Origin of the sequence: Pseudomonas sp. R28(2017), assembly GCF_002112505.1 — a bacterium.
Classification (GTDB): Bacteria; Pseudomonadota; Gammaproteobacteria; order Pseudomonadales; family Pseudomonadaceae; genus Aquipseudomonas.
Genome location: NZ_NEHW01000008.1, coordinates 141,241 through 154,956, shown reverse-complemented (window position 1 = coordinate 154,956; position 13,716 = coordinate 141,241). Strand labels below are relative to the sequence as shown.

Sequence of the window (13,716 nt, the reverse complement as noted above, 5' to 3'; positions counted from 1 at the left end):
ATGAGTCAGCCAGCTTTCATCGATCAGACGTTGTTTGCCGGCTTGGCGCAAAAGGCCGCCGATGCACCGCGTCAGCGGCACCATCACAACTTCCATGACATGGAAGACCCTTGCCATCGCCTGGCGGTCGGCTTGCAACCCTCGACCTACATCGCGCCGCACCGGCACCTGAGCGATGACAAGGCCGAGGCCCTGCTGGCCCTTAAGGGCCGCCTGGGCCTGTTGCTGTTCGATGAGCAGGGTATGGTGATCGGCAAGCGCGTGCTCGAAGCCGGAGGCGAGTGCATGGGCGTGGACCTGCCGCCGGGCGTCTACCATGGTTTGGTGGTGCTCGAAGCCGATACCATCATGTTCGAATGCAAGGCCGGCCCCTATCGCCAGCTGGGCGAGGGTGAGCATGCGCCCTGGGCGCCGCGTGAGGGCGAGGCCGGCGTGGCTGAATACCAGGCCTGGATGCTCGCGCAGTTCGCTTGAGATCTGCCGCTGCCTGCGTGCTAGAGTGCTCCTTCATGCCAAGGAGCCTCACATGCGTGCAATTCTTCCCCTGCTGCTGGCGGTGAGCCTGCCTCTTGCCGCCGCACCGCTGCACAGCCAGTTCCTCCCGCCCGATGACCAGTCCCTGCGCCAGGAAGCGCCGACCGGCCAGCAGTTGCTGCAAGTAACCGACTACTCGGTGGTGGTGGGGGCCCAGCGCCAGTCTGACCAGCAGCCGATCCCGATTACCGCTTCGCTGCAGATGCGCCTCAAAGGCAAGCCGCTGAGCAAGGGCGCGACCATCAGCCAGGTGCTGCTGAACTTCGACGGCGAGGCCGGCAAGAGCCTGAAGAAGCCGGTGTACGACGACAAGACCCGGACCTTGAGCCTGAATTACCCGGTCAGTGACTATCGGGTGATCATGGACCTGCTGCGCAACGAGACGGTCTATGTGCAGTTCCTGACCTACGCCAACGGCCACGTCTGGGCCGACCTGCACACCGGTACCGTACGTTCGCGTTGAGGCGTGCCGCCTGTGAGGGGTACACTGCCGGCCTTCGAAATTCCATGATGGTCAGTTGGAGCCGGCAATGCGCAAAGACAAGAAGCAGGTGATTGGTGACGAAATCAGCGACGACTACATCAAGTCGTTCCTTCAGTTTGAGCCGGCCGATGGCGTGACCTCGCCTTCGCACCACAAGCTGATCAAAGGCTACCGTGGCCTGCGTGTCGATGACTTCGAACGCTTCGTGGGCTTCTTCGTCGAGGCGGGCCTGGACCTGGATGGCAAGGACGAGCACGGCAAGACCTTCGTCGAAGTGATCGCCGACCAGCGCAACGCGCCGGAATACGTCGAGATCATCGACAAGGCCCGCGGCTGATCGGTAAGCCTGTCCCGGCCCTTTCGCGGGCACGCCCGCTCCCACAGGGTTTGCGCTGCCCTTGAGAACAGCGCGGATCCTGTGGGAGCGGGCGTGCCCGCGAAAGGGCCAGGACAGACTGATAGAGATTCCAGGCACAAAAAAACGCCCCGCGGGGCGTTTTTTCGTTTCAGGCCGGCTCAGGCGTAATGCTTGGCCGGGCTGTCTTCCACCAGTTCCAGCGCCACATCGTTGTCGGCACTGATCTTGCGGTACAGCGCTGCGTCGGTGGCCAGGGCCTTTTCGCGGGCCGGGAAGATTTCCTTGAGCTTGGCAGCCCAGGCACCTTTGGCCTGCTCGGGGAAGCAGCGCTCGATCAGTTCGAGCATGATCGACACGGTCACCGAAGCGCCCGGCGAGGCGCCGAGCAGTGCCGCCAGGCTGCCGTCCTGTGCCGAAACCAGCTCGGTACCGAACTGCAGGATGCCGCCTTTCTTCGGGTCCTTCTTGATGATCTGCACGCGCTGGCCGGCCACTTCCAGGCGCCAGTCTTCGGCTTTGGCTTGCGGGTAGAAGCGGCGCAGGGACTCCAGGCGCTGCTCCATCGACTGCATCACTTCGCTGACCAGGTACTTGGTCAGGTCCATGTTGTCGCGGGCCACGGCCAGCATCGGGCCGATGTTGCCCATGCGTACCGACAGCGGCAGGTCCATCAGCGAGCCGTGCTTGAGGAACTTGGTGGTGAAGCCGGCGTAGGGGCCGAACAGCAGCGAGGTCTTGCCGTCCACCACGCGGGTGTCCAGGTGCGGCACCGACATCGGCGGCGCGCCGACCGCTGCCTGGCTGTACACCTTGGCCTGGTGCTGCCTGACGATCTCCGGGTTGTCGCAACGCAGCCACTGGCCGCTGACCGGGAAGCCGCCGAAGCCTTTGCTTTCCGGGATGCCGGACAGTTGCAGCAGCGGCAGCGCCGCACCGCCAGCGCCGAGGAACACGAAGCGGGCGTCGACTTCGCGGGCACCGCCGCTGTTGACGTCCTTGATGCTCACGGTCCAGCCGTTGCCGTTACGGCGCAGGCCGACGACTTTCTTGCTGTACTTGACCTGCGCATCGGCGCTGTCGCCCAGCACCTTGAGCAGCTTGTTGGTCAATGCCCCGAAGTTGACGTCGGTGCCTTTGGCCACGCGGGTGGCGGCGATGTGCTGGTCGGCCGGGCGGCCTGGCATCATCAACGGCATCCACTCGTTCATCACGGCCTTGTCTTCGGTGTATTCCATCTCGGCGAAGGCGTGGTGCTGCTTGAGCAGCTCGAAGCGCTTCTTGAGGAAGGACACACCCTTGTCACCTTCGACGTAGCTCAGGTGCGGGACCGGGTTGATGAACGCACGTGCCGAGCCGAAGGTGCTCTTCTTGCTCAGGTAAGCCCAGAACTGGCGCGAGACCTCGAACTGGGTATTGATGTGCACGGCCTTCTTGATGTCGATGCTGCCATCGGCGGCCTGGGGCGTGTAGTTCAGCTCGCACAGGCCGGCGTGGCCGGTACCGGCGTTGTTCCAGGGGTTGGAGCTTTCCGCGGCTCCGGAGTCCATTGCCTCGACGACCTCAAGCTTCAGGGTCGGGTCAAGCTCCTTGAGCAGTACGGCCAGGGTGGCACTCATGATGCCCGCGCCTACCAGTACCACATCAACCGATTCGTTCTGCGCCATTTAACGCGTCTCCACAATCTACAGCTACCTAATTGACAGCATAGGACCACTGGGGTTGCCAGGATCGCCATGTCCGACTCTTCGCAGTTCTTGCCACTTCCGCGGACACCGCCAATCAGTCTTTGGGTTGCGATATTGAACCCTGATTGCCACGGGTGCGGCAATTCGACTTATGGTCAAGGTGTCGTGCGTGCGCTATGGAACGACTTCAGTCACTCATCCGGGATGAGCGCTTTTGCCGTCTGTTCAGGGCTGTTCGGGACACATCTGCCGCTTTTGCACATGCCAGACTGTTCATTTGCTCGCCACACTCTTGTGAAGTAGTGAAAACCGTTTTTTCACGCTCTTTTGGAGACGTGAACCTCAAAAGGGGACTGCGCGATGGCAACCCGCAGGTTCATGCAGTGCGAAGGGCCGGAAAAGCAGGCACGACAGCCGATGCAAGACCTGAGTGGAAGGCTCTCTGTGGGCGAAGCGGGTGAAGGTGCCGGGGTCAATCGGCGGATGCGGGGCCCGATCAGGAGACGTCCTTATAATCGGGGGGAGATTATAACGATGTCGCGGGCAGAAAGGTCGTTATTCGTGGTTTTTATTGCAGCGTTTGTCAGGCCGCGAGGATGCGCTGGTGCCAGCGGCGGCTTGCGCGGGCGCAAACCCGGGCTTCGGCGGGCAGCTCACGGCCCAGCCAGGCGAGCTGGATTTCGCTGATCTGCACCCAGCCGCTGCCGCTTGGCGCCTGGCTGCATTGCTTGAAGGCCAGGCATTTGCCTTCACCGTCTAGGCGGGCATAGGCATTGTGGCGCGGGCGTTGGCAGAGCAGGGTCCAGAGCGAGGCCATGGCGGTGCGTCCTGTGCGTTCGGGCTTGGCACAAGGATAAGGGCGCGGCCATGAAACGATTGTGACAAGCGGGCCGGACCGATGACTGGTCTGTGCCTGGCTGGGTATACTGTGGGCCTTTGCCGTATTTTCTGGAGAAACGCGCATGTTGCAACGTCTGTTGTTCGGTTTGATTGCCGTGGCCAGCCTCAGCCTGGTCGGTTGTGCCCACAGCCCGCAACAACTCAGCCCGCAACCCACGCTCAAGGCTCAGCTCGCGCCAGTCGGCCACGGCCAGCCGGTGGTGGTCAAGGTGGTCGACGGGCGTGCTTCGCAGTCCCTGGGTACCCGTGGTGGCATGTACCCCGAAACCAGCACCATCAGCGTCAGTGGCAATGATGTGGTGCCCAAGCTGCAGGCCCAGGCCGAAGCCGCCGTGCGCCTGCTCGGCTTCACCCCGACGCCGAACGCCTACAACGCACCGCAGCTGACCGTGACCCTGGCCGAACTGAAGTACCAGTCGCCGAAGGACAACCTGTACGTGACCGAAGCCACCATCGGTGCCACCTTCCGTGCCGACGTGCAGAATGCCAGCCGCCGTTACAGCGGTCGCTATGGTGCTTCGCTGGACCAGCGTTTCGGCATGGCGCCGAACCAGGACACCAACACCCAGCTGGTGGGCGATGTGCTGAGCGATGCGCTGACCCGCCTGTTCAAGGACCCGACCATCGGTCAGGTGCTGGGCGAGTAAGCCTCACGCTGCAAACGAAAAACCCGCTGCCTGAGTGCCAGGTAGCGGGTTTTTTGTTGCCTGTACTGGCCTCTTCGCGGGCGAGCCCGCTCCCACAGGTACGGCACCGCTCTCAAGGCCTGTGATATCCCTGTGGGAGCGGGCTCGCCCGCGAAGAGGCCGGTACAGGCTTACGCGGCGGCTATTAGGAAATCCAGCAAGCTGACGCCGGTGCTTGCGTCCACCTCGGGCAGGTCCTCGTGCACATGCCCACCCAGCGCGCAGTAGACCAGCCACTGGCGGTCCTGGACATTGATGGCAAAACCATCGATCAACGCCTGTTGCTCATCACTCTGAGCCACGAGATAGAGACGGTCCTGGTTTTCGGCGTGCAGCATCAACGAGCTCCGGTACGGGAAAAGGCCGATAGCGTGGCCTGCCTTGATGACGAGCATGTGACACAGATGAAATCGAGTGACACTTTGTCGCCAGGGCCGGGCATGCGGGGCGGACTTCGGTAGAATGCCGGGCTTCGCTGTGGCTATGACCGAGGTTGCGTGATGTCTTTGCAAGTGCTCTGGGGCTTTCTTTCCGCCCACCCGACCAAGCTGATCAATCTGCTGGCGCTGTTGCTGACCTGCCCAGGCGGGTTGCTGCTGCAGAGCGCGCGGCGGCGTGAAGTGACGGCCCGTGAGCGTCTGGCGGTGGATGAGGGCGTGGTGGATGCATTCGACCAGCGTGTGCCGCGCTACTACTACATCCTCGGGTTTTCGTGCCTGGCCATGGCCCTGTTGCTGTCCTGGTTCAGTACCTGGATCTGAAATGCCTGGGGCCGCTTTGCGGCCCCAAATTTGATCAGGCGACAGGGGCCTGTTGCTTGACCTGATACTGGTTGCGTACCGGCGTCGCATACTGCAAGACCAGGTACGGCCGCTGCTCCTCGGGGCAGGCATCCAGGCGGCGCTGCCATTCTTCCCTGGCCTTGGCCAGCTCTTCGGCCGGGAACACCTGCTCGGCGCTCGGCACCTGCAGTGCCTCGTCCTTCTCGCTCCACATCGCATAGGCCAGGTAATGCACCGGGAACAGGCGGTAGCCGCCGAGGATCTGCCGGTCGGTTTCCTGTGCCAGTTGCTTGGTGTCCTCGTAGTACTCGGTCACCGGCGGGGCGAAGTTGATGTGCACGCGGCCTTTGTAGCCGGTGATGCCCTTGGCGATGCTGTTGTCATCCTCGCCCGGCGCCTTCTTGTAGGTGCCGGTGGTGGCGCGGATGTACAGCTCGCGGGCCTTGGCCTGGTCGCACGGGTCGTATTCGTAGCTGATCGACACCGGGATCAGGTTCAGGCTCTGGATCACCGCGCCGAACGGCTCGTCCTTGCGGCTCATGTGGAACATCTTGAGGATCGCCGAATCGGTACGGTCGTCACCGTCCTTGGCGCGGCCTTCGGCCTGGGCGATCCAGATCGAGGTGCCGTCATTGCGGATCGAGTGGTTGATGTAGGCCGAGAGCAACTGGTAGGCCGCGAGCTTTTCGCGGCGGCCGCTGATCGAGCGGTGCACGATGAAGCTCTTGTTCAGCCGCATCATGTCGCTGACGAACGGCTTCTGCAGCAGGTTGTCGCCGATGGCGATGCGCGGTGTCGGCAGGCCGGCGTGGTACACCGCGTAGTTGACGAAGGCCGGGTCCATGACGATGTCGCGGTGGTTGGCCAGGAACAGATAGGCAGTGCCCGACTTGAGCTGCTCGACGCCGGAGTAGGTCACGCCGTCGGTGGCACGCTCGATGGTCTGGTCGACGTAGTACTCGACTTTGTCCTGCAGGGTCGACACGCAGGTAACCCCGGCGAATTCCTTGCGCAGGCGCCGGGCGATCAGCGGCTTGAGCAGCCAGCCGAGGGCGCCAGCGGCACGCGGGAATTTGAAGTGGGTGAGGATATCGAGGAATGCCGGGTCGCTGAGCAGGCGCGCCAGAACGGCAGGGACCTCAGCATCGTCGTACGGTCGGATGGCATCGAATTCGCCCATCATGCTCTCTTGTTGGAAACGGCTAGGGTAATAAGGTAAGGGGTGGGGCCCGAAAAACGGCTCGGGCACACGCAAGCCCTGTAAACAGACCGGCAATTATACGCACAAGTCACCCCGGAGGCCGCGATGCTCGAACAAGCGTTCTACGATTGCCCTTATTGTGGCGAGGAAGTCGAAACGACAGTGGACCTGTCCGGGGGGGACCAGGAGTACATCGAGGACTGTCAGGTGTGCTGCAAGCCTATCCGCTTTGTGCTGCAGGTTCATGGCGACGAATGGATGCTGGATGTCTACGGTGAGAACGACTGATGCGGCGGATCTACGAACCGGAAAACCTGCTGGAAGCCGAAATGCTGGTGGGCATGCTCGTCAACGAGGGCATCGAAGTGCACCTGGCCGGCCGCGACCTGATGGGGGGCGCCGGTGAGTTGCCGTTACAAGGTTTGCTCGGGCTCGCGGTGCCCGACGAACAGGCCGAATACGCACGGCAGCTGATCGATGCGTACAATGGTGCCGAGCCGCTTGCCGGCGACGAGCCGGAAAGTCATCCCGGTACCTTGATCTGCTAGGTTCTCAAATCGCCCATGTGTGGACGTTACGCCCTGTTCCGCTGGCCCCAGGCGTTGGCCAGCCTGCCGGGCTTCCCTGCCGGCCAGCCGGCCCAATGGAACATCTCGCCCGGTGCCTCGGTGCTGATCCAGCGCCAGCTCGACGGCCAGCAGCAACTGGCCAAGGCGCGCTGGGGGTTGACCCCCGCCTGGCTCACCGACCTTTCCCGCACCCCCGCCCATGCCCGGGCCGAGACCTTGGCCGAGCAGCCGATGTTTCGCGAAGCGTTTCGCCTGCGCCGTTGCCTGATGCCGGCCAACGGCTTCTACGAATGGCGCGGGTCGGTGCGCAAACGGCCCTACTGGCTGACGCCGGGGGAGGGTGCATCGTTGTATTTTGCCGCCGTGTGGGAAGCCTATCCGGTGCAGGGCCAGGTGTGGTTGAGCTGCGCGGTGGTGACCCAGGCGGCGATGAATCAGCGCCGGCCGCTGATACTCGACGAGGCCGGCCAGGCCGCCTGGCTGGACCCGGACACACCGCTGCCGCGCCTGCATGAGCTGCTCGCCAGCCCGCCGGCCACGCTGCGCGAACGGGCCCTGGCGAACTTCGTCAACGACCCGAAACTGGACGCGCCGGAGTGTCTGACACCTGCTTAGGTAAAATCTTCTCTGCGGCTATGGCGGGGTACGGGCGACTCAGCCTAGGATACGGCGCATGCAGAAAGGGAGTGTTTTCATGCGTAAGTCTTTTGTCGTCAGCCTGTTGAGTGCTGGCATCCTGCTGACCGGCTGCCAGGCGGTGAATACCACCAGTGGCGGTGCTGTCGGCGTCCAGCGTCAGCAGTACATGTTCAGCATGCTTTCGACCGATGAGGTCAACCAGATGTACGCCCAGTCGTACCAGCAGACCCTCGGCGAGGCGTCGAGCAAAGGCGTGCTGGACAAGTCCAGTGCCGATGCCAAGCGCGTGCAGGCCATCGCCAGCCGACTGATCGCCCAGGCGCCGCAGTTCCGCCCCGATGCCGCGCAATGGAACTGGGAAGTCAACGTCATCAAGAGCGACGAGCTCAATGCCAACTGTGGGCCAGGCGGCAAGATCATCGTGTACACCGGCCTGATCGATCAGCTCAAGCTCACCGACGCGGAGATCGCTGCGGTGGTCGGGCACGAAATTGCCCACGCCTTGCGCGAGCACAGCCGTGAAGCGATGTCCAAGGCCTACGGTGTGGAGATGGCGCGCCAGGGCGCGGGTGCGTTGCTTGGCCTCGGCCAGGACAGCATGGCGTTGGCCGACACCGTGGTGAACTACGCCATGACCTTGCCCAACAGCCGCTCAAACGAGAACGAGGCCGACCTGATCGGCCTGGAGCTGTCGGCGCGTGCCGGCTACGACCCGAATGCCGCGATCACCTTGTGGAACAAGATGAGCAAGGCATCGGAGGGGGCGCCGCCCGAGTTCATGAGTACTCACCCGGCGTCCAGCAGCCGGATCGCCTCGTTGCAGGCGGCGATTCCGAAGGTGATGCCGCTGTACGAAGCGGCCAAGAAGTAATCACTGCCCTTGGGGCCGCTTCTACAGGCGAGCGCAATATCCTGTAGGAGCGGCCTTGTGTCGCGATAGGGGCGCAAAGCGCCCCCAGCTTTTGGCCTTACCCCACCCAGCCACTGGTTTTCATCGCCGAGTACACGGCCACGATCGCCAGCACGAAGAACGCGGCAGCCGCCAGGCGGCGAATCAGCGTCAGTGGCAGTTTCTCCGCAGCGAAGTTACCCGCCAGCACGACCGGTACGTTGGCGATCAGCATGCCCAGAGTCGTCCCGAGAATCACCAGGATCAGGTGCGGATACTGGGCCGCCAGCATCACCGTGGCAACCTGGGTCTTGTCACCGATCTCGGCCAGGAAGAAGGCGATCAGCGTGGTCAGGAACGGGCCGAAGCGGCGCGCCGGGTTCTCGTCATCGTCCATCTTGTCTGGCACCAGGGTCCACAGCGCAGTGGCCGTGAAGCTCGCGGCCAGCACCCAGTGCAACACCGACTCGCTGAAGAAACTGCCGACCCAGGCACCGACCGCACCGGCCGCGGCATGATTGGCCAGGGTGGCGGCGATGATGCCGGCGATGATTGGCCAGGGCTTGCGGAAGCGTGCGGCGAGGATGAGCGCGAGCAATTGCGTCTTGTCGCCGATTTCGGCCAAGGCAACGATTGCGGTGGGGACCAACAGAGATTCCAGCATCAGGATTCCTACGGGGGCGGGTCGACACGGCTATGACACGTACAGCCTCCCCGCCCCGGGTAAGGTGTGCGTGTCATAGGTCTTGTCAAACCCCGGACCTGTCTGTGCAGGTCGCTGGGTCGCACGCGCCATGGCCTGTGGGCCAAGTATGTTGACGCGTACCGGGCGAGCTGGGCGCTCGCGGGAGACTACTCCCCTAGGACGGTGCGGATTCTGCCTAGCCGAAACGGTTTCGGCAAGCCCTGATTTTTATCCACGTGTGGCGCGATAGATGCGGAAGCCATCAGCCTCAGCGCAGGTCTGGCAGTTGCCAAGGGCACCCTCGATCAGCGGCTGATAGCGCAGGAAGCTGTTCGCCACAAGGCGCATTTCGCCACCTTTTCGCAGATGTTGGCCGGACTTTTTCAGCAGGTTTTCCGACGCTTGGTAATTGGTGTGTACGCCTGTGTGGAACGGTGGGTTGCTCAGGATCAGGCTGAGGTCGGCGGGTGCGGCATCGATGCCATCGCCACTGATGACGTCGCCTTCAAGGCTGTTGGCCGCCAGGGTCAGGCGGCTGGCGGCCACGGCGAAGGCATCGACATCCAGCAGGGTGACCCGGCTCTGTGGATAACGACGCTTGGCCGTGGCACCGAGCACGCCTGCGCCACAGCCGAAGTCGAGCACATCGCCGACCGGCAGGTTGTCCAGGTGCTTGAGCAGCAGGGCGGTGCCACGGTCGAGGCGGCCGTGGCTGAACACGCCCGGCAGGCTCACCACCTGCAGCGGGCCGTCTTCGAGGTCGAGCGTGAAGCGCTCGGCCAGGCTTTCCAGCGGCGTGGCTTGCTGGGCGTTGGCCACGGTCACCTGCCACAGCTGGCAATGCCGGGCACTGTCGAGCTTGCGCGGTTTGCCGAACGCCTGCAGCTGCTTGGCCGCGCCCTCGATGCCACCGCGCTTTTCACCCACCAGGTACAGCTCGCGCCCAGCCAGGCGCGAGGCCAGGGCATTGAGCAGGTAGGCCGCCAGTTCGCGGGACTTGGGCAGGAACAGCACGGCCGCCTCGAAGGCGACCGGCGGCACGTCGACGCCGTAGTGGCTGCGCCCGGCAAAGCGGCTGTCGAGCATGGCCTGGTCACCGGCATGCCAGGTCCAGCCATGGGCCTGGGGCAGTTGCCCGAGCAGGCCGTCGGCGGGGGCGCCGGCAAGCAGTAGCGGGCCCTGGAACAGCTCTGCCTGGCGGAGCAACACTTCACTGCGCGGGTCCATGGACGACGCCTCCTGAAAAAAGTGGCGCAGTGTAGCAGAGCCGGGCGCGGGACTGACCGGGCGCTCAGCTGACCACGCGGCGTGGCTGGCCTTCGAAGAAGGCCTTGGCGTTCTCGCTGAGCTGGCCGACGATGCGCTGGCGCGACTCCACCGCGCCCCAGGCGCTGTGCGGGGTGATCAGCAGGCGCGGGATGCCCTTGTCCAGCAGCGGGTTGCCATTGACTGGCGGCTCGACGCTCAGCACATCGGTGGCGGCGCCGCCCAGGTGGCCGTTGCGCAAGGCTTCGGCCAGGGCCTGTTCGTCGATCAGGCCGCCACGGGCGGTGTTGACCACCAGCGCGCCCTTCTTCAGCAGCGCCAGTTCGCGGGCGCCGATCATGTGCCGGGTGTGCTCGTTGAGCGGGCAATGCAGGGTCAGCGCGTCGACCTGCGGCAGCAGTTCGTCCAGCGCCAGGCGATCATCACGGGCCGGGCGGCCAGGGATCTGCCCGCTCAGCACGCGCATGCCGAAGGCTTCGGCCAGCCGTGCCACTGCCCCGCCCAGTTCGCCATGGCCGAGCAGGCCGAGGGTCTTGCCTTGCAGTTCGACGATCGGGAAATCCAGCAGGCAGAACTGGCTGGCCTTGGCCCACTGGCCGTCGGCCACCGCCTGGTTGTAGTCGCACAGGCGCGTGGCCAGGGCCAGCAGCAGGGCGAGGGTGTGCTGGGCCACCGACGGCGTGCCATAGCCCTGGCAGTTGCAGACGGTAATGCCCTGGGCGCGCGCGGCTGCCAGGTCGACATTGTTGGTGCCGGTCGCGGCCACCAGGATCAGTTTCAGCTGCGGGTTGGCGGCCAGGGTGGCGGCATCGAGCATGACCTTGTTGCTGACCACCGCGACAGCGCCCTGCAGGCGTTCGGCGACCTGCTCGGGGCGGGTGGCGGCAAACAGCTCGAATTCGTTGAACTGTTGCTGCAACGGCGACAGGTCGAGGTCGCCAAGGTCCAGGGATTGGTGATCGAGAAACACGGCACGGCGCAAGCTGGGCATCGGTGAGGCTCCGGTGGCAGGGCAGGGGTTGATCCATCAACCCGCACAATGCCACTCATACCTCTCACAGCCAAATCATTCCTTCGGCTGATTTGACCGTCACATTGAGCTACTACAGTAGATCCAGACTTGTTCGGCATGCTTTTCAGAAAAGGGATCACCATGTTGCAGACCCGCATCATCAAGCCCGCCGAGGGCGCGTATAACTTCCCTCTGTTGATCAAGCGCCTGCTGATGTCTGGCAGCCGCTACGAAAAGACCCGCGAGATCGTCTACCGCGATCAGCTGCGCCTGACGTATCCACAGCTCAACGAACGCATCGCCCGCCTGGCCAACGTGCTGACCGAAGCCGGGGTCAAGGCCGGTGATACCGTGGCGGTGATGGACTGGGACAGCCACCGTTACCTGGAATGCATGTTCGCCATCCCGATGATCGGCGCAGTGGTGCACACCATCAACGTGCGCCTGTCGCCGGAACAGATCCTCTACACCATGAACCACGCCGAAGACCGCTTCGTACTGGTCAACAGTGATTTCGTCGGCCTCTATCAGGCCATCGCCGGGCAACTGACCACGGTCGACAAGACCGTGCTGATCACCGATGGCCCGGACAAGACCGCCGACCTGCCCAACCTGGTCGGCGAGTACGAACAACTGCTCGCCGCCGCCAGCCCGCGCTACGACTTCCCGGATTTCGACGAGAACTCGGTGGCCACCACTTTCTACACCACCGGCACCACCGGCAACCCCAAAGGGGTCTACTTCACCCACCGCCAGCTGGTGCTGCATACCCTGGCCGAGGCTGCCGTGACCGGCAGCATCGACAGCGTGCGCCTGCTCGGCAGCAACGACGTGTACATGCCGATCACGCCGATGTTCCACGTGCATGCCTGGGGCATCCCCTACGCGGCCACCATGCTGGGCATGAAGCAGGTCTACCCGGGCCGCTACGAGGCAGACATGCTGGTCAAGCTGTGGCGCGAAGAGAAGGTCACCTTCTCGCATTGCGTGCCGACCATCCTGCAGATGCTGCTCAATTGCCCGTCCTCCCAAGGCGAGCATTTTGGCGGCTGGAAAATCATCATCGGCGGCAGCGCGCTGAACCGGGCGTTGTATGAGGCGGCGTTGGCCCGGGGGATCCAGCTGACGGCAGCGTACGGCATGTCCGAAACCTGCCCGCTGATTTCCGCCGCGCACCTGAATGACGAACTGCAGGCCGGCAGCGAGGATGAACGCGTTACCTACCGCATCAAGGCCGGCGTGCCAGTGCCGCTGGTGGAAGCGGCGATCGTCGATGGCGAGGGCAACTTCCTGCCGGCCGATGGCGAGACCCAGGGCGAACTGGTGCTGCGTGCGCCGTGGCTGACCATGGGGTACTTCAAGGAGCCGGAAAAGAGCGAAGAGCTGTGGCAGGGTGGCTGGCTGCACACCGGTGACGTCGCCACCCTCGACGGCATGGGCTACATCGATATCCGCGACCGCATCAAGGACGTGATCAAGACTGGCGGCGAGTGGATCTCCTCGCTCGACCTCGAAGACCTGATCAGCCGCCATCCGGCCGTGCGCGAAGTGGCGGTGGTCGGGGTCGCCGACCCGCAATGGGGCGAGCGCCCGTTCGCCCTGCTGGTGGTGCGTGACGACAAGGCGATCGATGCCAAGGCGCTGAAGGACCATCTCAAGCCGTTTGTCGAAGAAGGGCACATCAACAAGTGGGCCATTCCAAGCCAGATCGCCGTTGTTACTGAAATTCCCAAGACCAGTGTCGGCAAGCTCGACAAGAAGCGCATTCGCCAGGACATCCTCCAGTGGCAAGCCAGCAACAGCGCCTTCCTGTCTACCTTGTAACCCCCTGCGGGTCGCGCACGACAGAACGCGCCCCGCATGCTAGACGGCCTGAAGCCTTGCCAAACGAAAAAAATCGGCCATGCTTCAGCACGGCCAACGCGCAGTCTGCGCAAATCACACTTTAGAGGGATCAAGCACTTGTGCCTGCTGGCTATAGTCGGGGCCAGGGGATTTTCAGAAATGGGGGAGGGCGGCGCGCGCA

At 63.7% G+C, this 13,716-nt stretch carries 17 protein-coding genes and 1 riboswitch; of the genes, 10 read left to right on the top strand and 7 right to left on the bottom strand.

Annotated features, from left to right (window positions below; genetic code table 11):
* The 3 genes from CAF78_RS15780 to CAF78_RS15770 all read left to right on the top strand — a co-directional run bounded on the left by CAF78_RS15780 (position 1) and on the right by CAF78_RS15770 (position 1,355).
* Entirely contained in the window at positions 1-474 is a 474-nt protein-coding gene (locus CAF78_RS15780) for a WbuC family cupin fold metalloprotein (RefSeq protein ID WP_085673873.1), read from the top strand.
* Positions 475-526: 52 nt separating this feature from the next.
* Positions 527-997, top strand: coding sequence for a hypothetical protein (locus CAF78_RS15775; protein WP_085673871.1), 471 nt, complete (start codon positions 527-529; stop codon positions 995-997).
* A gap of 67 nt (positions 998-1,064) precedes the next feature.
* Positions 1,065-1,355 carry a PA4642 family protein gene (locus CAF78_RS15770; protein ID WP_085673869.1) on the top strand — a complete coding sequence of 97 codons (291 nt, stop codon included), beginning with the start codon at positions 1,065-1,067 and terminating at the stop codon, positions 1,353-1,355.
* A 179-nt stretch (positions 1,356-1,534) separates the two neighbouring features.
* On the opposite strand, the gene mqo is transcribed toward CAF78_RS15770, so the two are convergent.
* Positions 1,535-3,040, bottom strand: a complete 1,506-nt coding sequence (gene mqo / locus CAF78_RS15765; protein WP_085673867.1) for a malate dehydrogenase (quinone) — start codon at positions 3,038-3,040, stop codon at positions 1,535-1,537.
* Between the two features lie 604 nt (positions 3,041-3,644).
* On the bottom strand, positions 3,645-3,878 hold the full coding sequence (locus CAF78_RS15760; protein WP_085673865.1) for a hypothetical protein: 234 nt from the start codon (positions 3,876-3,878) through the stop codon (positions 3,645-3,647).
* A gap of 145 nt (positions 3,879-4,023) precedes the next feature.
* Here CAF78_RS15760 and CAF78_RS15755 point away from each other — a divergent pair, with 145 nt between their 5' ends.
* On the top strand, positions 4,024-4,608 hold the full coding sequence (locus CAF78_RS15755) for a YajG family lipoprotein (protein WP_054887481.1): 585 nt from the start codon (positions 4,024-4,026) through the stop codon (positions 4,606-4,608).
* A gap of 170 nt (positions 4,609-4,778) precedes the next feature.
* Here CAF78_RS15755 and CAF78_RS15750 read toward each other — a convergent pair whose 3' ends face one another.
* Entirely contained in the window at positions 4,779-4,985 is a 207-nt protein-coding gene (locus CAF78_RS15750; RefSeq protein ID WP_085674121.1) for a hypothetical protein, read from the bottom strand.
* Between the two features lie 162 nt (positions 4,986-5,147).
* Between CAF78_RS15750 and CAF78_RS15745 the strand changes: the two genes are divergently transcribed.
* Positions 5,148-5,408 carry a hypothetical protein gene (locus CAF78_RS15745; protein ID WP_085673863.1) on the top strand — a complete coding sequence of 87 codons (261 nt, stop codon included), beginning with the start codon at positions 5,148-5,150 and terminating at the stop codon, positions 5,406-5,408.
* Between the two features lie 34 nt (positions 5,409-5,442).
* Here CAF78_RS15745 and CAF78_RS15740 read toward each other — a convergent pair whose 3' ends face one another.
* Positions 5,443-6,612, bottom strand: coding sequence for a 1-acyl-sn-glycerol-3-phosphate acyltransferase (locus tag CAF78_RS15740; RefSeq protein WP_085673861.1), 1,170 nt, complete (start codon positions 6,610-6,612; stop codon positions 5,443-5,445).
* Positions 6,613-6,735: 123 nt separating this feature from the next.
* On the opposite strand from CAF78_RS15740, the gene CAF78_RS15735 reads away from it, so the two are divergent.
* From CAF78_RS15735 to CAF78_RS15720, 4 genes are all read left to right on the top strand, one after another.
* On the top strand, positions 6,736-6,918 hold the full coding sequence (locus tag CAF78_RS15735) for a CPXCG motif-containing cysteine-rich protein (RefSeq protein ID WP_027918329.1): 183 nt from the start codon (positions 6,736-6,738) through the stop codon (positions 6,916-6,918).
* Complete coding sequence (locus CAF78_RS15730) at positions 6,918-7,178, top strand: putative signal transducing protein (RefSeq protein ID WP_085673859.1); 261 nt, start codon at positions 6,918-6,920, stop codon at positions 7,176-7,178. The genes CAF78_RS15735 and CAF78_RS15730 overlap by 1 nt, the downstream gene beginning before the upstream one ends.
* A 15-nt stretch (positions 7,179-7,193) precedes the next feature.
* Positions 7,194-7,814: an SOS response-associated peptidase gene (locus CAF78_RS15725; protein WP_085673857.1), complete on the top strand. Its 621-nt coding sequence runs from the start codon at positions 7,194-7,196 to the stop codon at positions 7,812-7,814.
* 79 nt (positions 7,815-7,893) lie between these two features.
* On the top strand, positions 7,894-8,709 hold the full coding sequence (locus CAF78_RS15720) for a M48 family metallopeptidase (protein ID WP_085673855.1): 816 nt from the start codon (positions 7,894-7,896) through the stop codon (positions 8,707-8,709).
* A 97-nt stretch (positions 8,710-8,806) separates the two neighbouring features.
* Here the strand turns inward: CAF78_RS15720 and CAF78_RS15715 are convergent, their stop codons facing one another.
* The 3 genes from CAF78_RS15715 to CAF78_RS15705 form a co-directional block, all read right to left on the bottom strand.
* Entirely contained in the window at positions 8,807-9,388 is a 582-nt protein-coding gene (locus CAF78_RS15715; protein ID WP_177408548.1) for a TMEM165/GDT1 family protein, read from the bottom strand.
* 91 nt (positions 9,389-9,479) lie between these two features.
* Positions 9,480-9,600: riboswitch (yybP-ykoY riboswitch) on the bottom strand.
* A 40-nt stretch (positions 9,601-9,640) separates the two neighbouring features.
* A complete protein-coding gene (locus tag CAF78_RS15710) occupies positions 9,641-10,639 on the bottom strand; it encodes a class I SAM-dependent methyltransferase (protein WP_085673851.1) in 999 nt (332 codons plus the stop codon).
* Positions 10,640-10,703: 64 nt separating this feature from the next.
* On the bottom strand, positions 10,704-11,669 hold the full coding sequence (locus CAF78_RS15705) for a 2-hydroxyacid dehydrogenase (RefSeq protein ID WP_085673849.1): 966 nt from the start codon (positions 11,667-11,669) through the stop codon (positions 10,704-10,706).
* Between the two features lie 162 nt (positions 11,670-11,831).
* Here CAF78_RS15705 and CAF78_RS15700 point away from each other — a divergent pair, with 162 nt between their 5' ends.
* Positions 11,832-13,514 carry a fatty acid--CoA ligase gene (locus CAF78_RS15700; protein WP_085673847.1) on the top strand — a complete coding sequence of 561 codons (1,683 nt, stop codon included), beginning with the start codon at positions 11,832-11,834 and terminating at the stop codon, positions 13,512-13,514.
* The last annotated feature ends 202 nt before the right edge of the window (positions 13,515-13,716 follow it).